The sequence below is a fragment of the Biomaibacter sp. TOL genome, assembly GCF_059717795.1.
This window is the reverse complement of the sequence record NZ_AP046092.1, coordinates 3577234-3598357: the sequence shown is the minus strand read 5'-3', so window position 1 is coordinate 3598357 and position 21124 is coordinate 3577234. Positions and strand designations below refer to the sequence as shown.

The following is a 21124-nucleotide window of genomic DNA, read 5'->3' as shown; positions in this document are numbered from 1 at the left end:
AGTTTACTCCCTTCTGTATTCTTCAAGTACATGCTGGATAGAAGCGTCCATTACATCCCAATAAGGCAGCGTACAATCCTTGCTTTTGTCGAACCTCGTATGAATTTCCTCCAGCAACTCATCGTTATTGAGGATTTCCTCATGCTTAAATCCGTAAAGGTCATCCTCATCCATGCCCTCAATCTCACACTTGATATCTTCAAGCTCGTACTGTTTTTGAACGATACGATAAGCCTTTTCCATCTCTACCTGGGTCAATTCTATTTCAAAAGGTTCATCAGTTCCTGGGAGCTTCCGCATAATCTTCATTCTTCTCCACCTCCAAAAATATAAACCATTCCAAGTCCTCCGGACTAAATCCTTTTCTTAGCAGGAAAGCCTCTGCTTCCGGCTGGTTCTTGAACACCATTTCGTTTCCGTCTTCATCCAGCAGCCATTCAAGGTCATTCAGTGTGATACCGTTGATATGTCTGCCGACAATTACCGGAGGAAGATAGAGCCCGTTCTGTTCCTCAACTTCGGTATCTTTCAAGTGCTTATTGCATTTGAAACATTGGTATCCGTACCTTGTATCGTCTGCTTCCCACACCGGACTTCCGCAGGTTTTGCAAATCATGTCGGTATTGTCATACCGCTTTCCGTTCTTAAAAATGCAACTCATTCATTTTCCCTCCTTATGCCGACAAGTATCTTTGATTTTTCCTGATAGCATCAACAGTAAGCCTCATCGGTCTAAGTAGCATGGCCGTCAGCACAAGTTCACGATGTTCTTCATCGAGTGTGCTTACTATATCGAATGGTGTCGTTCCGTCCCAAAATCCTCCGTTATAAAAGTTTCCGGCCATTCTAACGATAATTGCTTCACCGGAAGATAAACCGCTTTGCAGCATCGGCTGGAAGTCAATATACCCAGAGCAAACATATTTCTGCAACCTCGGCCAAGCGTATTTAAGTCCGGTCAGCAGGTAAAGACTTGCGCCGTAATATGAATCAATTCTTCCATCGGGTTTAATCGCTCCTGCTTTCTGTAAAGCAGTCAATAACCTGTCCATATGCTCATCATCTATGAAAAACATCTAAATCCCTCCTTCATTCGATGCATATGCATCACATCCGCATTCTTCGCATTTATCCTTCCTTCTGCTCCCGTCCGGCATCAGCAGCTCACAATCTGGGGAGCAAGGAATACTTTCATCTACCGAACAGGAAATCTTGCAATCGCAGCAAGGACTTCCGCACCAATCTTTATGAGCCATACCTACTCATCCTCCTCTTCGTCTTCCATTGGGTGCCAGTGATACTCACAGTCACGATTTTCGCATCTGCCGTTCCACATTAGCTCTCCGCATTTTGGGCATCTTCTGCACTCGTAAGGTCCTCCACCTAACATTTTTCTCCACGCTCCTTTATGCATTCATCGCATTGCTCGCCGGTCCATCCAACATGAACCTTATATTTGTTACAAAACATCAAGTAGCAGTCACCGTAATTTACTGAGATATCGTACGCCAAATACTCGCAAGGATAACAGTGAGGTCTCACCGGAACTCCAGAGTCATTCACATCGTAAACAGTCACTTTATTTCCCTTTCGTTCTGTGAGTATCGCTCGTCCGGACTTAATTTCAAACACATAACTCCATCCTCCAAGATGCCCTCTCGGACTGTACGAGCCTGTGCTATATTCAGCACGGCAATCCTTTCCTTCCTTATATCTGCTGAGAATGTCCATGATAACATCTGATTTCTTAAGCTCGTTGTACTTGGAGGAAGACCACTTAATAACACTCCCGATTCCTTTCTTGTTGGCCTTAATAGCTTTATTCATTCCCTATGCCACCTGCTTTCCCAACCTCTTCCTTTTGCTTTCGCCTGATTTCTCTCCACTCCGAATATGAGGGATAACCTTCTACCGGAGCATAATCTTCATTGCATTCGCACACATTACCGAAATATCTAACCCCATCATCGGTGTATTCTGCAAGGAACCTCCTCCCACAGCTCCTGCAATTGCACTTTGCAATGTAGGGATAGCATTTATCAGCAACCAGAACAATTTCCATATACAACCCTCCTGTAGATTTCTTCCTTTATCATCTGCCGCTTAATCTCTTCATAAAAATCAGCAAAGCCAATTCCGTCTTTTCTTTCCGGAGCTTCATCTATAAAATCGCACCACTGTCTACAAGCTTCTTCCAGGTATTTTTTATTGTCTTGTTGCTTTTCTTCTATAAGCTCTTCATATTCCATAAGTTTCAGAATAGCGTCTGCTAATAATGAATATTCGTGATATTCAAGGCGTTCAGTATGAAGCTCATTCAATAGTTCCATCGCACTTTCAGCTAAATTGCTCATCTTTAATACTCCTTCCTACATTCCCAGTGTTTTAATACCTTAGGCCTCCCATGAAGGGAGGCCGTAGCTATCATGCTGCATTGATACGATTCCAAATGGTCCTGCTCATGGTCAGTATGTCAAAGCCGATAGCTTCAAGTTCCGTCGCCCTGTCATAGCTTTTAACTTCCTGGCTCTGCCTGGTTACTGCATTAGCCAACCCGTAAAGGCTAAGGTCTCCTCCGCGAATGAGATGATTTAGAACCCCGTCTCCTTCTTCTTTTGATAAGCCAAACTCCTTGCTTGTCAATTCTACTACCTGTGGAATATCAGTGCTGGCAATCTTGACTCCCTTTGCTTCTCTCATCAAAGCAACAACCCTCCGGAATTTGGTTTCATCAACTGCTGCACGAACCGTATCCTGAACCTTCATTATGAAAGCCTTGTCGTCAGCCATTAAGGTTGCATTTGAGTATAGCTCGTAATTTTCACCAGCTTCATTGCCCCTGCCAATATGATACTTTCTTGTAGCAGCATCATTTACAACCATCCCGTTTGTGCAAACCAACCGATAAACTAACGGCTGTATGCTTACGCTACCGTGTCCTACCTCGCTGTTCGTAATCATGATACCCGCTTGAACAATATCTCCTGGAACTACTTCTGTTTCAAGCCGAGGATTGACAACTTTAAGGTACATCCGGCTTTCTGTGATTTCGCAGGATTCAACTCTTGCTTTCGGCATTTCTCCAATGATAGGCAGTACAGCCTCCGCTATTTCGTAATTATCAATTCTGCGGTACTTGTCACTGAGAAATGCTCTTGCTGTGCCATCCAGCGTTCTCACCATTCTTGTTGATGGCTCTTTACTAAACCACCCGTTAACATTGGTTGCTAACAGTTCTGGGTATTCCATACGCATCTTATCGTAATACTTAGCTGGGATTCCGACATGCTGGCCGATTTGCCTATGAGCAATGTCGTTCAGATTTAACCTGTTAATGCCGGACGGCATCATCATGTCTAACTCTCCATTCTCTGTCATGTGGAGCTTCCTCGTATCAACGAGATAATCTTTCTTTACCTTATTCTGACGGTCGATTTCTTCCGCCAGCTCAACAAGCGTTCTTCCAGTTTTCATATTCATTTCCTCACTTTCTTAATTAAAATTTTCTGCCACGTCTTCCAACGTGGAAATTAACCCGTCATAGTCTTCATCTGGTCCCAACAAGTCTGCCAACATGAGCACCGTTTTAAACGGAACGCCATATTCATCTGCGAGCTCTTTGAGATATTCCTTTCTACTCTGTTCCATTACACTTCCTCCGTTCCTTGGTTTTTGAGCTTTTTTGCGCACTTACTGCACAGATCCTCTTCTACCCAGTAGCATCCCCCTTCGCAGGCATTGTTCCAAGTACACCCGCAAACTCGGCACCTTTGCTCGTCCTGATTTTCTTCCTCTTCCTCGCTGTCAAATCCGAGAACCATTGCCCACTGATTTAGAGGCAAAGGCTCTTTTCCGAGCATGTCGAGGATAGCTTCCTCTGTCCCGCATTGGTTGCAGATGTATACGTCTGCTCTCCTACTCAGCGCATTTCTTACTGGGTTTCTGTCCATGCGGTCATGTCCGCATCTTGGGCAAGGGAAAATGTATCCGTCTTCCGGTGGATTCTCCTGTAGTGGTCTCAAGCTCTCAATGAGTTCCTTTGCCTGTTCGATTGTTCTTGCCATGGTCACTCCTCCTCTCCGAATATTCGAGCATATTCACTCTCTCCGATGTATCCCGCAGCAGCTAAGCAGAAAACCTCGCCAAGCTTTTCATTATCGCAGTGGATTTCGATGTTGCCGTTCTCCAGCCTGGTATATTCCGCCTCCATAATGGGCTTGAATTTTTCTATGCCGTAGTCGGTGATTTTACTGTCTTCGTACCATACGAAGGATGCTGGCATGTCAGCCCCTCCGATTATCAGGTCGCAATCGAGTTCTTCTCCGCTGCGCAAAAGGTCCAAAAACTTACTCACGATTCTTCACCTCCCCATAAGCTCTCCAACTTTACCGCTTGCGTACAAGTCACGCTCGATAGTCAATCCGAAAGGCAACTTGAGGTTTTCCAGCTCACTCAGCATTACATAGCCCCATTCCCACTCGAAGATATGGCACATTCCGAATAACAACCAATCTCCATCTTCCTGCTTTTCACCCTCGGTAATGAGCCACGTACCGGCACCGCACGGATTGAAATACTTAACTACTACCTCAGCTTCATATCCCTGCCCATCTTTTGAACCAAGCGGACACTGCGTGAGCTTTTCTTCAATTTCCCTTGTCATTAACTTCATGACTTCCACCTCCTTCCTTTGCGTTTCTTTCCGATAAGAACCACCCTCTCCTATCAATCCTGCCTGTACCAGGTGCATCTCTTAATATCTGCGACATTCCGTATACTGCTGGGTTGTACCAAATACCGATAGTCCTGTTGTCATCTGAAAATATCCATCCTCCATTGTCTTTCGCGTATTCGATTGCCTCATCCAGCGTCGAGAAGTGTATCTTTTCAATCATCGTTACGACACCTCCAGATAGTCTTCAATACTTTCGCCGCATTCCAGCTCTTCAAGGCTGTCAAGCATGTCTTCATGGCCCTCCGGCATGTATTGCTTCATCCACTGGATAACTTCACGAAAGTCTCCAAGGAATCCCCAGCAGCTATCTATTTCTTTACCATCTTCGTAAAGCCGGAACCCGTAGCATTGACCACTGATGTACGAGTCATATTCGCTCACCTCAGCCACGAGAAGCCGTCTGGCAGCGTCGATTGTATCTTCTGTGAGTTTCCCATACTCCTTGCGGATTTCGTCTTTTGTAGCGTAAATCCAGCCCACCTGGCCGCTGTCCCACCGGCAACTGAATCCGGTAGTATTCATCGTGATGCCGCTATGGTCGTACAGATAAAGAGGAAGAATTACTGCTACATCCCCTGTTATGGAGACCAGCGCATCCATACTCATGTTTTCAACTATTGCATCGAATACCAGGTCCAGGTTGTTTTCAAGCGGTGCATCAAAGGTGTATTCTGTGAACCATTTCTTGAGGAAATCGCAGTATACGTTCAGTTCCCACTCTCTGCTTGACCGGTTGTATTCCAGCTTCATTCCGTCGTACTCGCCACGCTTCACAGCAGCTATGATTTTCTTACGTTCGGCATCTCCTGTGTTGTCATGAACCAGCTCGCTCAGGAATTCCTCGGGGCTTTCATATCCGTGATTGTCACCCAGATTGTACCGCCTGTGCCAGCAAATCATGTGCCCGAAATTGTCGTATTGCTCTCTTGGGTCCAGCGGGTCATTATCAAACTCTACTGTCACTACGAACGGTCCACTTTTGGCTATCATCATTTCATTCAACCTCCTCTACCAGTATCTTCTTGGGTCATCCGGTTCAAAGTAACTATCAGGATTTTCAACCATATCTCTGTTGTAAGCTTCAATCTTTGCAAGAGCTATCCGCTCCAGCTCGTCATCGTAGGCTTCCAACTCTTCAATCTCATCGGGGTCCTCAATTTCGTCTGTAAAAATTGTTCCTAAGAAGTCAGTCTCTTTGCACCACTTTTCATCTTTTTTGTAGTAGTTAGCCATCTTTATTCCTCCTCACTTAATTTCATATACCGCATCGAGCATCCGGTCGATGTATCCGCTATTCTCAGTAAAAATCATCCCATCCCAGCGAACCGATTTAATTCTTTCGGTTCGTACCGCATTTTCTGATAGACTTTTGAAAGTAATCTCCACCGACTCGCCATTTGCCATACGCTCTTCAATTCTGTTGAGCATCTCGTTCGTAACCTTAATCTTTTTCATATCAACAACCTCCAGACTTACCGTTTTGTAAGTTTTAATTCTTGACTTCATTCTAACTTACCGTTGCGTAAGTGTCAATCAAATAATTTATTTTTTATAATTTTTTTTATTATCAAGTATTACATTTATGACAAAGGAACAAAGGCCTCTGAGAGCTTCCCAGTTTCTTTATAAGCCTTGATAATGCCAGCCTATAGTTTTATATTCAAAACGTCTGAAAGCTTCTGAAAATCGAAAATCCCGTGAGCCTTGTAAATAGTGGATTTTGGGCAAAAAAATAAAGCCCCCTCAAGGATTTTCTCCAAGAGAGGGCTTAACTTGTTACTTACTCTTTTGTTCTTTGACTGCCTGCTCAATTTTTGCAGTGAGCCAGGTGTCGAGGTCTCCGTATAACGTCTCAAGCAATTCTTTGGTTTTCTGCGATAACAGTTTAACGGCCATTTCTTTTGCTGTGTTAAACGCTGTCTTTTGTGCTTCTGCATCAAAGGTTCCTGCTTCCTTAAGGCTGTCAACATAGGTCTGCGCTGTGTAGGTCACGGCTGTATAAACGGCATCGGCAGCCTCGTAGAGAGCCTGTTGCAATGTATCGTTGTCTATGGTGGCAATTGCTTCATTTGTTTTGGTCTTAAAGTATTTCACGAGGAAGGTAACTAAAACCGGTATTGCCGGAATGATTACTACCTGAATCAAAGTCGTAAGTATTTCGTTCACAATTCACTCCTCCTTTTATACGAGTGAAACATCGCTGATGTTCACCCAGCTAACTATTTCTTTGAGCAGCACTTTTCCGTCGCCGAGTTGCTGCACCGTATATGTGTTATTTTTTACCCAGTCAGGGATTGCCTGGCCCGTACTATACTTGGCAGCACTGCTTTTAATCTTAACCTTGCTACCAACTGTTATGGATGCAGAAGCTGATTCTACACTGACCGTTGTTCCTCCCTGGGTGGTAATAAAGGTATCGAATCCATCAGCCTTAAGTTTTGCAGCCATATTGTCAGCATTTTCTTTCTTGGAATATGCTCCTACCTGAACTTTATACAGGTTTCCTACCTGCACAAGCATTGTATCATATCCCTTAGCCTTAAGAGCTTCCAGTGTCTTTTCAGCATTGTCTTTAACCCCGTAGGCACCAACCTGCACCCTATAGAGAACGGTTCCTGATGTTGAATTACCTTGATTTCCTGTGGAAGATTCGCTGTCTTTCAATGTTGCTATGATAGCATCAAATTGAAATTCGGAGCCTGGGCAGTTTGGCTTTGTGACCGGATTTATCTGATAGTGTCCGACAATATGTTCACGGTCAAGTGGTATTTCAACGCCGTAAATGCGTTTTACCTCGCTGCGGATGTACTTAATCAATTCGATTGTAGCTGCAAGCTGCGCATCGGTAAGCCTGCCTTTTGTCTTGGCCCATATCCCTTCATGTTCGATGCTCACGGTATAATAATTAGCATTGGTCTTACGCTCTCTAACGGCTGCAAGGGTACTTTTTCCATAGTACACCTTGGAATTTGCATCGGTACTTGTGCCGTTGCACCATGAACCATCTGTGAGTTGAACGAGCTGTGCCACTCTGCCGTCCTGGGCGACTACGAAATGAGCTGATGCTTGAGCTTGCGGGTTGCAGAGCCAGCTTACTGCGCCTTCATAACTGCCTTCGGTAATGTGGCACACAATCATGTCAGGCTTCCAGCCTTTACGTCCATCGTATTTGTTCGGTGACGGCCTCTGGGTTATGTTCATGTCTATCTCCCCTTTCAAACTTGACTATTTTGATTTCCGATGTCCTCTCCTGGGACGTATTTATCACCGTACAATTTCTTAAGTTTAATTTGGTTTTCCATCTTCGCCTTGTTATAATAAAACCCCGTAGCTGTTGCCATCTCTGCGGCTGCTGCGGGGATTAAATAACTTAGCGGTGTGAGGTCCATTGTTCTCCATATCATGATGCAGGCGAAAATGAGTACGAACAGGTTTACAATGGACACGCCAATGAATATTTTCTTTGAAAACTCAGGAGGATATCTTTTCTTGCTTCTCATGCAAGCCACCTCCAATCATAGGAAATTATTAACCCCCTGCTCATTTAAGAAGTCTTTCTGTTCGTGCTTAACAGCTCGTGCATATTCCAGAGCCTTTTCCATCTCTCCGTTGCATTTGCTGTCAAGCCTCTTGATTGATTGAGCCGTAGCTTCACCGAGTGCTATTGCCGCTCCAACACCTTTGATAAGCAGCAGCTCGTTTTTTTTTCTTGCTTCCTCCTGTCTGTCCCTTTTGGCATCACGCCTTGTAATGGATTTCTGAATTGCCCAGAAGCACAGTCCTGTAACAGCGGACGGTATCCCCATCAGGGCGAGAAGTGATAAAAAATCAATTGCCAAATGCTTCACTCCTTTCTGCTTTTTGATAGATTTCATTAAGTTTTCTGCGTAGACCATAACTATTACAATGTTGCAGCATGCCTTTGTAAGAGGCTACACTTCTCATAAACTCTTCTTTTGCCAGTCTTCCGGATTTTAATTCTTCGCACATATTTTTAACCTTCCGAATAATACGTCTTGCTGTTTGTTTCTTGAGCTTCCTATGAGTAGGCCAAATCTTGAAACCAACAAAGTCAATCCCAAGTGTAATCGGGCGTACGGCTGTCTTGCTGTTGAGGTCAAGGTGAAGCTCTTCGTCAAGAAATCTCTGAATATCGTGCTTAACTTGATTTAAAAGCTTCTTATCATTGGACAATATAATCACATCATCCATGTAACGGATGTAGTAATGGAGTTTTAACTCGTGCTTTGCATATTGGTCAAGTTCGTTGAGGTATATGTTTGCAAATAACTGGGATGTCAAGTTTCCAATTGGCATGCCGACATCCGATAGCCACATATCCTCTGTGCATTCTTCCGGATTCATTCCGGATGGAAGACCGAATTTCGTATTCTCGCTGTTTATAACTTTCCAAAGAAGATTGAGAAGCTTTTCATCGGTTATGCGCCGTTTTAGAATTTCAAACAAAATTGCATGGTCAACGCGATAAAAATATTTGCTTATATCAAGCTTTAGATAATACCATTTCCCCTCCTTTCTGCTTACCTGGCGTAACCAGTATTGCAATCTGTCAGCCGCTTTGTGAGTCCCCTTCCCAATTCTGCATGCATAACTGTCTTCGATGAACAGTTTGTCGTAAACTGGATTCAAACATCGATAAATTGCCCATTGTACTACCCTGTCTTTAAACTGCAATGCCATGACAAGTCTGAGTTTCGGCTCAGTAACATAAAATGGCCGGTATGGACCGACCTCGTAAGTTCCCCACAAAAGCTCATTCTGAGTTATGATGAGGTTTGATTCAAGGTTTGCTGTATATGTCAGAACATCATCCCGATACCTCTTGCCCTTGCGTGCTTCCAAGTATGAATTATAGAGGTTTTCGTAATCGCAGATATCATCAAAGACATCTGAAATCATGGTCATTCCTTCGCAATTATCTTTGATTTCCTTCATGCGTCCTCCTTGTATTTGCGCCGTGCGTGACGTTTCCGCCTCGCCCCAATAATGAGCGTTTTCACGGCAATATAATCTTTTCCCCATGCCGTTCATCACAGGGAGGGAAGCAAGCCCCTTTGAGCCTGTACGCTGTGCGCATTCCCGTGAGATATACGCCCATTATCGCTCCGATACAGGCGCAGAGCGGAGCGGAACCCGATGTTCGTGTTCGAGTTCGAACGAGGATTGTTCAAGTTCGTGTAGAAGACTCCTGCGTTGGACGTGTTGTTCCAGTTGCCACCGCGAATCGGGAACCGCTATAGGCTTGCTCCCCATAATCGTACTATTTGACAGATTTCATATATCCTCCGATAATACGACCGATTTCATCAAGCAACCTGCTCCAATACTCATACTTTTTAAAAGGCAGAGGTGGAGCAAAGTTCTTATCGTAGTAGTCTTTATCTTGTGCTAACCGGATAAAATGCCTCAAGACCTCCAGTTCGATGTCAAGTTCTTGCAACGTCGTCTTTTTATAATATTTTTTCTCTATTTCAATAGACAGACGATACATTCTGAGCATGGATGCCCGGATTTCATCCGCTGTTTGTCTTTCTCTCCTTGGAAAATGAGCCACTGCTCGTTTACCGTACTTAATCATATCGGCTATTTTTTCCTTGAGAACGAAAGCTTTTTTGTCCGGTTTTTGTCCTGTATTATTGTTCTGAAATTGATTGATTTCCGTCAATTATTCTCCCTTCTTTAGAAATAGTAAAGCGGCCTATCGGCCGCATTATCAGTTTAGCAGTATACAGTTTACAGTTCTCCATAGTAAGCGGAGCGGAACCCGATGCTCGTGCTCGAGCGCGAACGAGGATCGGCCAAGACCGTGCAGAAGACTCCTGCGTTGGACGTGTAGTTCCAGTAGCCACCGCGAATCGGGAACCGCTCTGCTGCTCCATTGTTAGCATAAAAGTAATCGTTACCGTATGTTTCATCAACAACAGCCCCATCAGGAAATAGACCAAGCTCTTTAAGAATCTGCGGGCATGTAACCCCAGATGCAAGGGCCATATCTTTAAATAGGCATCCTCTTGACGAGTCAACCTGAGATGTAATTGTTGTACAAAGTGTCCATTTGCTCGAAACATAATCGAGCTTAAGCGTACCGGCAGTACCTGGTGCAACGAGTGAACCGTCTTGCAATATAGCCTTCCAATGAGTGGAACTCTCTCCCATATCAGATGTTGCATTCATACAGTCTGCATAGGGGATGATTTGAATTTCGCCCATAACCAACCGCATACCAGCGCACCATTCCCAAACATTTCCGTTCAGGTCTGCAATGCCATCCGGTAGCCAGTTGTGATTCCATGTTGCCGGTCCAGAACCCGTAGCTGTCCTTCCAGTCTTTCCGGCTCCACTGTCAAAGTAAGTCTCTACACCTTTTTCGTGAGGATACCCATGGTCAGAACCATAGTTGTTATTTCCTCGTGGCATTGTTCCGTTCTTTTTGCTCCAAAGAGCTATTGCTCCCCACAGAGAGAACGGCATTAGGCCCCATGAGCTACCTTTCTGTCTACATGCTGCAAGTGCGGCATCAAAAGTTATTGAAGTTTTTGGGTCTTGCATAGGCAGCGAATATGCCCTGTTGTTTACAACAATGTTTTGATACTTACTGACACCTACTTTTGCCTTTTCTGCGCTATTTTGTACAAATGCAGGATGCACTGTTGAGGTAGCACCAGCATATAGCTCAGAAGTTAACATTTTGGGAAGAACAACAAGTACCGAGGGCATTCCTATGTCATCAAGTTTTACGGTATTCTTTCCGCCAGAAAGGGATTCGACTGCCAATTTAAAATCGTCAAAGTTTGCCATTCTTTACACCTCCAAAGCCCATAATGTTAAAGTACAGTTATCAATATTAAAGGGAACCGCTTCAATCTTTGTAGTCGGTTCCCCATCTTCAGGATTTTCAACCGGAGTTTCGATATAAGTTCGTGCCGGTATGTCAATTTCAGCCACGTATCTGAGCCCTGCTGCCGTGCCGCAAACCAAGCAACCCATACTATCCGCACAGATGTCGATATGGTTTGCGTCGTCTCTTTCGTACTTTGAAAGATTAAGCATAATCTCATCTCTGAAACTTATAACGTTGCCGGTAACAGAATACTCAATTTTGGGTCCTTCGTTTTTGTTTACAATGTTCATCGTTTACCTTCCTCCATTCTTCTTAGTTTTTTGTAGGCTTCTGCCGTTCTTGCAGCGATGCATTCAACGTGCTCACGGTCAGCAGCAATTCTTGGATTTGCTCCGAAAGAACGAGCCACATATGCTTCTGTCTGCTTTCGTTCCTCGGACTTGATGATTATGTTTGCCATTTCCTTCATCAGCTCCTTTCTCGCAGTTTATGCAAACTTGCCTTCCTTCTGGGATTATTTCGCCACAGCAAACACATCTGTCTATATCAGCGAAATAGATAGACATAATTAAATACCTCCTTGGATATAGCAGTTTACTACTACCCTGGATGCTGCTCCTGTAAAAGCAATCTTGAAACCATTAAGCAACTTTTCAGTGATTTCTATGCTTCCAACTCCGCCATTTTCATAGCTGACTATTTCCGCATAAACAGTGTAGTCTTGAGTGTTCCTGCTCGTAGCAAGGGATACGGTTTGAATACTGTTGTTGAACGGATATTTCTGTGTATTTGTGAGTTCCACTGTCTTTTTCTCTCCAGTCAACCCATCCGTCTTATCTTTGAGAAGCCTTGTCATTCGTATAGCCTCAAGAGCCATTACATCCCCTGCAAAAACGCCTTCTTCAATATTATTGAACCGGTCTTGGTCTTGAGGGGTTCCCTGCTGAATCACCTGTTGTGTCGCAGGGTCGACAACATGGTTTAACCAAAATGTTCTGCCGTATGCCATTTTTACACCTCCTGGATTGGTAAATTAAATTTGATTAGAATGCTTTGCACCCCTGTCCTTGATATGCTTACCTCCTGTTCCCCCGCCAGTATTCCTGCATCGTCGTAAATCCTTATTCGTGTCACCGTGTTGGCTACAGCCGGAACGTTAGGAATATTGGCAAGAATGATGATGCTGTTCCCGCTGATTTGGGCACTGTTTACTTCGGCATCATACCAGACACCCGAAACCTGGTACTGAAACCTTTGAAGGGAATTGAGCCATCTTTGCCTTTGTTTTGCAAGAAACTCATTTGACCAAAAACCCATGTGAATCACCTCCTTTATTCACCGCAGTATGCAGTTCCACAATATGTCGGTTGGAAGAAGTATTCTGATACACCTCCGTCAACATCAACCTGTTTTTCTATATTTGCACCAACAGTAGATAAATCCGGATGTGTTCCGCAAACCTCATCACCGCAATTCATTGGCTGATAGAGGAAGTTTTCCATTGCCTCATCAACAGCAATATCCTTTGCGAGAATTACTCCAATGGTAGCGATATCTGGATAGGTTCCGCATTCAGTTGGTTCATAGATAAAATCTGCTATCGAACTGCCAATAGCTATATCTTTTTCAAGGATAGAACCAAGAGTAGCAACGTTCGGATAAGTCCCACAAAAAATCGTTCCGCAAAACGGAACGTTTGTGATAAACAAATCTATATTCTTTCCAACCTGGACTTCCGCTTTTATTTGGTACATGTACCGTATTCCAACACCACCAGGTTTTATGGCAGGAACTTCACCCAGGACAATAGGCTCTCCTCCAGGACCAATCGTTGGCATTGTCAGGATGATGGTTGCAGGTTGAGAAGGTTCTTCCGAGTAATAAATATCATCTACTCCCCAGACATTCTTCATAGCCTCCATGATGTCATAGTAAGTTCCGTTAGTAACATTTCTGAAAGCCTTATATTTCAGAAACCTTCTATACCGTTCATCATCGATAACCGGATAGTAAATTTCTTTTCCTGACAATAAGCCTGCTTCTTTACGGCTCAAAACAACTATATCGCCGACACCATCTAATTGTTTCCCTACGGCTTTGTCTAATGTCCTCTCAGTGCGTAGTTGGTTGAACATATCAAGGACTTCTTGAAGCTGATGATCCAGTGCGTTCACCAATACTTCTATATTGTGCTTATTTCTGAACTGTTCCGGAAAGTCAGCTAAAAGGCTATCAAGGTGTTCCATTCAGGACCACCTCTATTCTGTCTTTGTCTATAACCGCCTTTTGTCTGCTCGTAATATCAACGTTTTCCAAATCGTAATTTGTTGGTGTTTCTCCCGCATCTGTTGTTGCGAATGCTTGAATTTTAACGTATCCAACACCACTTACATTGGTATAGATACCTGCATAAAATCTCTGTGTAAAAATACTTTCTCCAGCTTTTACGCTTTTTGCATCGTTTAGAATTGAGTTTCTTGTGAGCTCTGCATAATTTGGCGGCATAGGCTGAGCGGAATTCATCGTAAGCGTCACTTTAAGCCAAACATAGACATATTGAGGACGGTTAAACCTTATTGTTATGGGTTCTCCGGAAACACCAGTAACTATAACCTCCTCTGAGCCAAATGTTCCAATTCCCCCTGCCTTTTTGGCGAGTATTTGAGCTGCTATTTCCGTACTATCTCCGCCATCTACAACTATCTCAATGCTATGTGGCGGCCTTCCTTCTGCGTCCACAGTATCTCCGTCGTTCTCGTATCCTCTTGCGCTTTCGACACCATCTACGTTCTCAAGGATTGCACCAACAATACTGTCGAGCATTGTATTGGACCTGAGGGCGATTTTCTGGATATACGATTGTCTGGCTTCAACATCAGTTTCAGCAAGCCTTCCGTAGACTGCATATCCTACGTTTCTACAGCTCCGGAAACCAATCGGTCCCGTAACTATTTTGTTAATAGAACCTTCTGGCAGAACAAATTTACCGTATTCCTCGCTTAAAAAGCTTATGAGAGAATAAACGCTCTTCGTTGTCAGATTTTCAGATAATATCAACGAGCTGCTCCTGAGCTTGTTGGTATCTTCCAGCATTAAAACTCCATTTTGTACCGTAGCTGTAAAGAGAGGGTCAGTAATGGCTTGCGCTAAACCTTCCAGAATTGAGGATTCTGTCGGGTTTGTTCCACTTGTGTAGGTGTAAATCGTTCCGTCTATTGCGATGGTATAAGTTGAAGAAGCTTGAACCTGTAATACTCTGATAGAAACTTTGTTGAAAGCCCTACGTGTTATGACCGATGACTCCTGAGCGCATAGGAAATTGACAACAGGTAAAGTATCAGATGCAATCATACATGTAGTCGGTATAGGTGTTTCATCGTCACCCTCACAAAGGATAGTATAAGATGTCTTAGTTGCCCTGGCTCTTTTTGAACCTCCAAACTGCATTGCATTGTCAAGGTTTATTCCTTCTGCTGATGATGGATACTGAGAGTAATATACATCCTGTCCAACTTCCCACAAAGTCGCAATCTTATCAGCAAAGCTTGTAACGAATACATTTAACAATGATTGAGGATTAACCGTTGGGTCAAATCCCCAACCTTCTTTAAGCTCTTCGTATATTTCAGACATAATAGTATCAAGCCTTTTCAATACAAAACCATCTGGAGTGACTCCGTAATCAGGCATTAACCGTCACCTCCTCACTTATATATTCACTGCCTGCTTTTGCCTCAAATGAAATAGTTAAAGTTCTCTCAGCCTTATTTGCAGTAATAGTAAGCGATGTAACTTCTGTTACCTCATCAACGCTGAGTATCTGCTCTCTAATGAGCTGTTCGGTCCGGAAGTCATTTCCTCCTTTTACAAGCACCTCATCAAAGTAAGGAATTCCGAGCTCTTCGTTAAACTTCCATTCTCCGGCAAACCATTGCAGCCGTATCTTAATTGCTTGGCTTACGCTGTCTGTAATGGAAATATCGCCGCTACTGGATACTGCAAGGTCTCCTGTAGCATCAAGCAACAAATCTTTCAATTATCATCCCTCCTTTACTGTGGTGCTGAGGTCTGGCTTCCAGGTTCCGAGGATGTATGAGTATGATTCTTCAATGAGATGTTTCCTGCTGTTACATCTCCGGAAAGCACTGAGAGCCCCTGTAAGGCAGTTATTTTTCCTGTGGTAGTTGTTATATTACCCTCCACTGTTAAATCGCCCCTGATGGCTATTCCGCTTTGAGAAAGGGTTATTTTGCTATCCCCTTTCTTAATCACTATTGCATCATTGTCGATAGCTTCCTTAACCGCAGCATTTGGCTTTGCAAAAAGCCCTGGTATTGCAACTGCATTGGTAAGGTCATGTCTCAATTCTGCCTGTGTCTCACCGCCGTATCTCCAGTAATCAAGGGCCTGCTCGCAGATTATAAGCAGACATCCGTCGCCTTCCTTTACCGGAAACGCAATGGTGGCATCCTGTCCTCCTCCCTGTAGCAGCACCACTGGAACACCGGATATGACCGGATAGTTAAAAACCCTGCCATCCGGAGACTTAAACTGTCCTTTCGGTAGGACAACAGCCGTGCATGTGGCAGAGTCAAAACTTTTAATTTCTCCTGGCATCGCAGTATGAACGCCAGAAAGGAATTCTTCAATAGTCCTTCCTATTTGTTCTGTAAATTCTTGCAGCAATTACTTCACCTCCAGTAATTCGGCTGTGCAAGTCCATTCGCCTTCGATGTTGTCTCCGTCTATAGTCAGTTTTGAAACTCGGAAATTCCCAGTTGCAATCTTGCTTTCCAATCTCACATAATCATTGACGTTGATAGCTGCGTTCATGAAGTATCGTACTTCCCATCCTGTCTGAGCGGTCTGCATTGTATTATTTCCGTTGCCTTCGTTTGGTGTCTGAGATGCCTTAGTAATTCTTTTAGGTATTCCGATTAATCCTGTTTCTGCACTGAGAAGAAAAGCTCTCGTACTGATAGGTTCATTAGGCATCTTAACTTGCAGGACCCCGTTCTGCAATGACCATGCAAGCCCGCTCGAAGCACAGGCTTTTTTCAAAGCTCCTTTTGCGGCACCTACATAGCTGAATCCGTTTTGAAGGTCAACAAACTTCGCTTTGGGTGAAAATACGACAGGCACTCCCATTTGTCCGGCAGTATCTTCAATAATTTTCTTGGTGTTGATAACACCGGCATACGAAACCGAGATGTAGGTATCACGTAAAGCTACTCGGCTATCCACAGCCTCAATTTCTGTCATAGTGTCCGGACCGTCTTGAGTAGTAACAACATTGGTGATATTCCCAACAAAAGCAAGGGGCATTATCGTCCCATAGCCTGCCTTAAGCACTACTTCACAGTCCTTGAGATTTAATATGGCAAGCTGTGCTGGAGATAAGTTCCAAAGCGTAATCTTTCCTGTGTTTGCACTCTCCAAATCTGACTTCTCTATAGAAAAACTGATATGAAGGGCTGTTTTATGCGGGAAGTCGGTGGAGCCAACTTCAAAGCCTGGCCTTCCAGGTACTCCAGCCGAAAACCTATATTGCCTATCAAAGTTATTCATGCTCCACCTCCTATTCCGTTAGGTCCTCGTAGGGTATAAACACAAAAACGGCCTTCCCGTTAATGAAGTCGTTTCTCCCAACCTTTTCAAGGTTTGTTATTACTCCAAAAACTCCGGAAGGCAGGTCTCTGTTTTCATAAAAGAATGTCAATGGTGAATTGGGTACAATCTTTGTCATCGCCACGATAGGAGTTTCCTCCAGGTCGTAAATTCCAAAGGACCAGTACCCGAATGTATCGTTATAGGTAAACCTGAGCAAATACTCTTTTCCTCCAAGAACAACCCTGGAGAAGCTATCGTTAAGGTCCGGAGGCGTAATGTATTGCATCATTAAGACCACCCCCTCTAACCAAACAGCTTAGCTGAATCAGCTAAACCGTATAGAATCGATGCGGCTTTTTTCGAGTCTTTCTTTTGCTCTGACTTATTCGTAGAATTTGTAGCGTTTTTTGAATTAATTGTTCCTGCATTGGCTCCGGTAGCCCCGCTTTTCCCGTACGAAGCCTGGATTGCTACTGTTTTAGCTTCTGTGACTCTTATCTGCTTGAGCTTAATCGGTATCTCGCAGGCGTATCCGGTCTCGGCAGTCTTCGGTATAGTGATGCTGACTATGCCCATGTTCTTCCATGTACCTTCACTCGTTGTGAAAGTAACTGGTTGCTTGTTGAAATACAGCCTTTTCAATTCCTCTGTTACTGCCTTTACACGGTTTCTGTTTTTGCCGAATCTTTTTGCCCATGTAACGGGAGTATCGGTAAGGAAGATGGTTAAATCAATCAGCAACGGCTTCAAGATGATTGTATCTTCAACAGAATATCCCTTCTCAGTCGGATACTCAGGAATGTCTGCCTCGTAAGTTGTTGTCTGGTTTATGAGCACATCAAACTCAATCCCATTGATGCTTGCAGGTCTTGTAGCTCTCATCTTCCTCACCTCCCATATGCCAATCCACGGGCCATATAGCTTGTTGCGTCGCTGGCCGATTTGCTCATTGCCTTAGCACCAGCTTTTTGAGCAGAGACATCGCCGCCGTTGAAATTGTTTGTAATGTTCACATTCTGATTGACATTGCTGGTCCTGTTTCCTCCACCGGCTGCTGCACCAGCAGTAGAAGCAGAAACCGTTGCTTTCATGTCTCCTCCTCCGAAGAACTTGCCTATTGCACCGCCTATCCCTCCGAAGAAGTCTTTCACCGCCTGTATCTTTTGCTTGATTGCGTCTACAAAGCCCGTAACCTTCGCAACGATTGCGTCAATCTTTTCTCCAAACCAGTTGTAAATGGTATCCCAGATGTACACGAAGAAAGCCTGTATGCCGTTCCATACTCCTTCAAAGATGGTCTTTATTCCATTCCAGGCTTTTTCCCAGTCTCCGGTAAACACCCCTGCGATGAATTCTGCTATGCCTCTTATTACCGTAAGAAAACTCATAACCAGACTGCTTAAGAAGTTCCACAATATTTCAAACTGGGCTGTAATCTGGTCGCCCCACTGGTTCCAGAAATCTTGCAGTGCTCCAAATACTGCTATGGCAATAGCCTTCAACGCTTCCCATAATGCACCCAGGGTTGATTTAATAGCATCCCATACTGCAAGCAGGGTAGATTTTATTTCATCGCCGTTTTGTGCCCAGAAATCTTTCAACCCTCCCCATATCGTTGAGGCTATTTGTTTAATGAAATCCCAGGCAGCAAGCAAGAATGACTTGATGCTTTCCCATGCTGCGATGATGGTTTGCCTTACTTTTTCCGTGTCTACTCCGGCTTTTTCGAGAAGCTTCCCTATAACACTGTCATTGCCCTTCATGAAATTTATGAAGTCGTCGATAATGAGGAACACTGCTACAATGACTGCTACTATAGCAAGCATCTTGAAGTTAATTCCCGTTAATAGTTTCCCAACACCGGCAAGGAATGCAAGGATTTTCTGTGCATTGAGTGCTACAAATATCGCTGCCGCCGTTACTGCTACCAGCTTGAGCAGATTATCAAATCCTCCTACGCGGTCAGCAAGTCTTTCAACGAATGTCGTTGCCTTTTTCAGAACCTCCATTATCTGTGTGAAAGAACGGACCATAAACCTTCCGATTGTTTGACTTAATCCAAGGGAACTGTTCATGCTGTCAACCCAAAGCCCCCACTGGTTCCGGATGTTCAGAAGAGCATCCGAAATACTGAAATCCAGTGTTTCAAATCCGGCGTTTATTTCGTCCGCATTGGACACGAAGGCTTTTTTCAAGTCTGCTACAGTGAAGGTTCCTTTGCTTGCCATATCAGCAAGTTTTTCCTTTGCTACACCGAGACTTTTTGATATCAGGTTTATGGCCTCCGGAGCTCTTTCGTATAGCCGGTTGAGCGTTTCCGAATCCACTATCCCTTTTGCGAACGATTTATTAAGTGCCTCCTGCAATGACTTGACTTCTTCGTTGCTTTTACCGGCAGTCTTAAAGAGTTTTGTTGTCAGTGTAGCAAACTCTGTAGCTTCCTCAACCGACCCAAATAGTGAACGGTCACTTTGTATAAGGGTGCTTACCACGTTTGCCATATCTGCGTAGGAGGACCTTGTATCGTTCGCCGCCTTAAGAATTTTCTGCTGTATCTCTTCCTGGTTTCCAAGCTGCTTCGTAGCATTCCGTATCTGGTCGTTAATACCATTGAACTCTTCGGCAATGGCGTTAAGTTGAACAAGTGAAAACCCTATTCCGATGGCTCCAAGCAGTTTGGTAGCCATATCTTTAAGCCCTTTGATGCTGTTTTCTGCGGCGTTTTCGGTTTTCTTGTCAACTTCATATCCGAAAAGAATAGCAATATCTCTTATAACCATAGGCTACCTCCCTTCTCTCAATTCCATCGTCTTCCCGTATTCTATGTCCAAATCCATCCTGTGCAGTGCGTAGAGTTTTAATGCCTCATCCAGCGTATAGCATGTTTCAAGTTCATACTTTGATGCCAGCCTTGCTTTTATGAGGGTATACATCCTCAGTTCAAGCTCAGTAAACTGGCTTACATCAAGCTTTCCATATTTGCTTATTTCATCTGTTTCATAAATTTCTCGACGACCGCACCAGATTGGCCGCCGAGCTTCCTGAAAAAACCTGCAAAGTTGACTCTGATAACCTCAAATGCAAGGATGAACATATTCTGCACTTCACCGCAGAAAAGTTCATTCGCCAGGTCCTCGGTGAGTCTTTGCGGCTCTTCCCCGTCTTCAAGCTCTACGGTAATGTTCTTTCCGGTTATGAGAAGTTTCTTCATTAAGCTTTCAACTTTATCCCCTGAAATAGAGTTGAAAGCCCCTGCAATCGCAGGGGCTGCATCTTCAACATCTATATCAAGGAGGCTGGTTTCTGAACCGTCCGGCTTCTTTACTCCCAAGAAGGGAGCAAGGCTTCCGAGCAGCGGTATGGCAAGAGCCGCAAGCTCACCACTAAGATTGCTGGCCTTAAATGCAGGGAACGGAAAGATGTAAAACACATTCCCGCCTATTGTCACCTGTTTTGGTTCAAACTGTTTCATCGTTTAACCTCCTTTATCCTTCTTTCAGCTCTCCTGCTCCGGTTTCTATTGTCCACTCACGGTTATTTGTGTCCTTCCCATATACCCTGCTGGCAGGCTTTGTTACCCATGCTTCATCGCACGAGAAAAGCGTACCGCCTTTCAGGTCCTTTATAAGGACAGGGAAGGTTCCGTTTCCAGTCTTTTTGTCCAGGGTATATTTATCCTGGAGAAACTTATTGGTAGGAGAGGTCTGTAGCACAACAACTTTTATGCTGTACTGGTCGTTTGGGTCAATTGCCCTGGCAATTTCTCCGTCGCATCCAGTCTTAGACATTACTCCATCGCCCTTTGCTTCGATGGTAACGAAGCTATCATCGGCGTACCCTGATACGGAATGGTTCCCAAAGGCAATCATTACTTGTCTGCTGCTATAAGTCTTTACAGTCCCCATTGTTCACACCTC

38 protein-coding genes are annotated in these 21124 nt (G+C 44.1%); all 38 read right to left on the bottom strand.

Going from position 1 to position 21124, the window contains the following annotated elements; genetic code table 11:
• Positions 1-3: 3 nt before the first annotated feature.
• The 38 genes from AC6I1H_RS17875 to AC6I1H_RS17690 all read right to left on the bottom strand — a co-directional run bounded on the left by AC6I1H_RS17875 (position 4) and on the right by AC6I1H_RS17690 (position 21112).
• A complete protein-coding gene (locus AC6I1H_RS17875) occupies positions 4-309 on the bottom strand; it encodes a hypothetical protein (RefSeq protein WP_497738850.1) in 306 nt (101 codons plus the stop codon).
• A complete protein-coding gene (locus tag AC6I1H_RS17870) occupies positions 278-661 on the bottom strand; it encodes a hypothetical protein (protein ID WP_497738849.1) in 384 nt (127 codons plus the stop codon). Before AC6I1H_RS17870 ends, AC6I1H_RS17875 begins: the two co-directional genes overlap by 32 nt.
• A 13-nt stretch (positions 662-674) precedes the next feature.
• Complete coding sequence (locus AC6I1H_RS17865; RefSeq protein ID WP_497738848.1) at positions 675-1076, bottom strand: hypothetical protein; 402 nt, start codon at positions 1074-1076, stop codon at positions 675-677.
• A complete protein-coding gene (locus AC6I1H_RS17860; protein WP_497738847.1) occupies positions 1077-1256 on the bottom strand; it encodes a hypothetical protein in 180 nt (59 codons plus the stop codon). It abuts the gene before it with no gap.
• A 127-nt stretch (positions 1257-1383) separates the two neighbouring features.
• Positions 1384-1827 (bottom strand): hypothetical protein, encoded by a 444-nt coding sequence (locus AC6I1H_RS17855; protein WP_497738846.1) that lies wholly within the window; start codon positions 1825-1827, stop codon positions 1384-1386.
• A complete protein-coding gene (locus AC6I1H_RS17850; RefSeq protein WP_497738845.1) occupies positions 1820-2062 on the bottom strand; it encodes a hypothetical protein in 243 nt (80 codons plus the stop codon). The genes AC6I1H_RS17855 and AC6I1H_RS17850 overlap by 8 nt, the downstream gene beginning before the upstream one ends.
• A complete protein-coding gene (locus tag AC6I1H_RS17845; protein WP_497738844.1) occupies positions 2040-2354 on the bottom strand; it encodes a hypothetical protein in 315 nt (104 codons plus the stop codon). The genes AC6I1H_RS17850 and AC6I1H_RS17845 overlap by 23 nt, the downstream gene beginning before the upstream one ends.
• 70 nt (positions 2355-2424) lie before the next feature.
• Positions 2425-3474, bottom strand: coding sequence for a DUF932 domain-containing protein (locus AC6I1H_RS17840; RefSeq protein ID WP_497738843.1), 1050 nt, complete (start codon positions 3472-3474; stop codon positions 2425-2427).
• Positions 3475-3492: 18 nt separating this feature from the next.
• Positions 3493-3648 carry a hypothetical protein gene (locus AC6I1H_RS17835; RefSeq protein ID WP_497738842.1) on the bottom strand — a complete coding sequence of 52 codons (156 nt, stop codon included), beginning with the start codon at positions 3646-3648 and terminating at the stop codon, positions 3493-3495.
• Positions 3648-4064, bottom strand: a complete 417-nt coding sequence (locus AC6I1H_RS17830) for a hypothetical protein (RefSeq protein ID WP_497738841.1) — start codon at positions 4062-4064, stop codon at positions 3648-3650. The genes AC6I1H_RS17835 and AC6I1H_RS17830 overlap by 1 nt, the downstream gene beginning before the upstream one ends.
• 2 nt (positions 4065-4066) lie before the next feature.
• Positions 4067-4354, bottom strand: a complete 288-nt coding sequence (locus AC6I1H_RS17825) for a hypothetical protein (RefSeq protein WP_497738840.1) — start codon at positions 4352-4354, stop codon at positions 4067-4069.
• A gap of 6 nt (positions 4355-4360) precedes the next feature.
• Positions 4361-4672: a DUF2958 domain-containing protein gene (locus AC6I1H_RS17820; protein ID WP_497738839.1), complete on the bottom strand. Its 312-nt coding sequence runs from the start codon at positions 4670-4672 to the stop codon at positions 4361-4363.
• On the bottom strand, positions 4647-4895 hold the full coding sequence (locus AC6I1H_RS17815) for a hypothetical protein (RefSeq protein ID WP_497738838.1): 249 nt from the start codon (positions 4893-4895) through the stop codon (positions 4647-4649). The genes AC6I1H_RS17820 and AC6I1H_RS17815 overlap by 26 nt, the downstream gene beginning before the upstream one ends.
• Positions 4896-4897: 2 nt before the next feature.
• Complete coding sequence (locus tag AC6I1H_RS17810; RefSeq protein ID WP_497738837.1) at positions 4898-5728, bottom strand: hypothetical protein; 831 nt, start codon at positions 5726-5728, stop codon at positions 4898-4900.
• A gap of 15 nt (positions 5729-5743) precedes the next feature.
• Complete coding sequence (locus AC6I1H_RS17805) at positions 5744-5968, bottom strand: hypothetical protein (protein WP_497738836.1); 225 nt, start codon at positions 5966-5968, stop codon at positions 5744-5746.
• A gap of 12 nt (positions 5969-5980) precedes the next feature.
• Positions 5981-6190: a hypothetical protein gene (locus tag AC6I1H_RS17800; RefSeq protein WP_497738835.1), complete on the bottom strand. Its 210-nt coding sequence runs from the start codon at positions 6188-6190 to the stop codon at positions 5981-5983.
• Between the two features lie 321 nt (positions 6191-6511).
• The gene (locus tag AC6I1H_RS17795) at positions 6512-6901 is read right to left on the bottom strand and encodes a hypothetical protein (RefSeq protein ID WP_497738834.1); all 390 of its coding nucleotides are present in this window, start codon (positions 6899-6901) and stop codon (positions 6512-6514) included.
• 15 nt (positions 6902-6916) lie between these two features.
• Positions 6917-7873: an N-acetylmuramoyl-L-alanine amidase gene (locus AC6I1H_RS17790; protein WP_497738833.1), complete on the bottom strand. Its 957-nt coding sequence runs from the start codon at positions 7871-7873 to the stop codon at positions 6917-6919.
• A 77-nt stretch (positions 7874-7950) separates the two neighbouring features.
• Positions 7951-8235, bottom strand: coding sequence for a hypothetical protein (locus AC6I1H_RS17785; RefSeq protein ID WP_497738832.1), 285 nt, complete (start codon positions 8233-8235; stop codon positions 7951-7953).
• 15 nt (positions 8236-8250) lie between these two features.
• The gene (locus tag AC6I1H_RS17780) at positions 8251-8574 is read right to left on the bottom strand and encodes a serine/threonine protein kinase (protein ID WP_497738831.1); all 324 of its coding nucleotides are present in this window, start codon (positions 8572-8574) and stop codon (positions 8251-8253) included.
• Positions 8564-9691 carry a reverse transcriptase domain-containing protein gene (locus tag AC6I1H_RS17775; RefSeq protein ID WP_497738830.1) on the bottom strand — a complete coding sequence of 376 codons (1128 nt, stop codon included), beginning with the start codon at positions 9689-9691 and terminating at the stop codon, positions 8564-8566. Before AC6I1H_RS17775 ends, AC6I1H_RS17780 begins: the two co-directional genes overlap by 11 nt.
• A 325-nt stretch (positions 9692-10016) precedes the next feature.
• Positions 10017-10421 (bottom strand): diversity-generating retroelement protein Avd, encoded by a 405-nt coding sequence (avd, locus tag AC6I1H_RS17770; RefSeq protein ID WP_497738829.1) that lies wholly within the window; start codon positions 10419-10421, stop codon positions 10017-10019.
• A gap of 68 nt (positions 10422-10489) precedes the next feature.
• Positions 10490-11554, bottom strand: a complete 1065-nt coding sequence (locus AC6I1H_RS17765) for an SUMF1/EgtB/PvdO family nonheme iron enzyme (protein WP_497738828.1) — start codon at positions 11552-11554, stop codon at positions 10490-10492.
• A gap of 3 nt (positions 11555-11557) precedes the next feature.
• A complete protein-coding gene (locus AC6I1H_RS17760; protein ID WP_497738827.1) occupies positions 11558-11887 on the bottom strand; it encodes a hypothetical protein in 330 nt (109 codons plus the stop codon).
• Positions 11884-12066, bottom strand: a complete 183-nt coding sequence (locus AC6I1H_RS17755; protein ID WP_497738826.1) for a hypothetical protein — start codon at positions 12064-12066, stop codon at positions 11884-11886. Before AC6I1H_RS17755 ends, AC6I1H_RS17760 begins: the two co-directional genes overlap by 4 nt.
• 99 nt (positions 12067-12165) lie before the next feature.
• The gene (locus AC6I1H_RS17750; protein ID WP_497738825.1) at positions 12166-12606 is read right to left on the bottom strand and encodes a hypothetical protein; all 441 of its coding nucleotides are present in this window, start codon (positions 12604-12606) and stop codon (positions 12166-12168) included.
• A gap of 2 nt (positions 12607-12608) precedes the next feature.
• The gene (locus tag AC6I1H_RS17745) at positions 12609-12914 is read right to left on the bottom strand and encodes a hypothetical protein (RefSeq protein ID WP_497738824.1); all 306 of its coding nucleotides are present in this window, start codon (positions 12912-12914) and stop codon (positions 12609-12611) included.
• 14 nt (positions 12915-12928) lie between these two features.
• The gene (locus AC6I1H_RS17740) at positions 12929-13843 is read right to left on the bottom strand and encodes a hypothetical protein (RefSeq protein WP_497738823.1); all 915 of its coding nucleotides are present in this window, start codon (positions 13841-13843) and stop codon (positions 12929-12931) included.
• Positions 13830-15287, bottom strand: a complete 1458-nt coding sequence (locus AC6I1H_RS17735; RefSeq protein ID WP_497738822.1) for a hypothetical protein — start codon at positions 15285-15287, stop codon at positions 13830-13832. Before AC6I1H_RS17735 ends, AC6I1H_RS17740 begins: the two co-directional genes overlap by 14 nt.
• Positions 15280-15633, bottom strand: coding sequence for a contractile injection system sheath initiator (locus AC6I1H_RS17730; protein WP_497738821.1), 354 nt, complete (start codon positions 15631-15633; stop codon positions 15280-15282). Before AC6I1H_RS17730 ends, AC6I1H_RS17735 begins: the two co-directional genes overlap by 8 nt.
• A gap of 14 nt (positions 15634-15647) precedes the next feature.
• Positions 15648-16283 carry a Gp138 family membrane-puncturing spike protein gene (locus AC6I1H_RS17725; protein WP_497738820.1) on the bottom strand — a complete coding sequence of 212 codons (636 nt, stop codon included), beginning with the start codon at positions 16281-16283 and terminating at the stop codon, positions 15648-15650.
• The gene (locus AC6I1H_RS17720) at positions 16284-17165 is read right to left on the bottom strand and encodes a phage protein (RefSeq protein ID WP_497738819.1); all 882 of its coding nucleotides are present in this window, start codon (positions 17163-17165) and stop codon (positions 16284-16286) included.
• A 10-nt stretch (positions 17166-17175) separates the two neighbouring features.
• Complete coding sequence (locus tag AC6I1H_RS17715; RefSeq protein WP_497738818.1) at positions 17176-17496, bottom strand: phage baseplate plug family protein; 321 nt, start codon at positions 17494-17496, stop codon at positions 17176-17178.
• Between the two features lie 14 nt (positions 17497-17510).
• On the bottom strand, positions 17511-18089 hold the full coding sequence (locus AC6I1H_RS17710; protein ID WP_497738817.1) for a phage baseplate protein: 579 nt from the start codon (positions 18087-18089) through the stop codon (positions 17511-17513).
• Between the two features lie 5 nt (positions 18090-18094).
• Positions 18095-19987, bottom strand: a complete 1893-nt coding sequence (locus AC6I1H_RS17705) for a tape measure protein (protein ID WP_497738816.1) — start codon at positions 19985-19987, stop codon at positions 18095-18097.
• Positions 19988-19990: 3 nt separating this feature from the next.
• Positions 19991-20140, bottom strand: coding sequence for a hypothetical protein (locus AC6I1H_RS17700; RefSeq protein ID WP_162523459.1), 150 nt, complete (start codon positions 20138-20140; stop codon positions 19991-19993).
• Positions 20141-20190: 50 nt separating this feature from the next.
• Entirely contained in the window at positions 20191-20679 is a 489-nt protein-coding gene (locus tag AC6I1H_RS17695; RefSeq protein WP_149544153.1) for a phage tail assembly chaperone, read from the bottom strand.
• 13 nt (positions 20680-20692) lie between these two features.
• Positions 20693-21112 carry a phage structural protein gene (locus AC6I1H_RS17690; protein WP_149544154.1) on the bottom strand — a complete coding sequence of 140 codons (420 nt, stop codon included), beginning with the start codon at positions 21110-21112 and terminating at the stop codon, positions 20693-20695.
• Between the last annotated feature and the right edge of the window lie 12 nt (positions 21113-21124).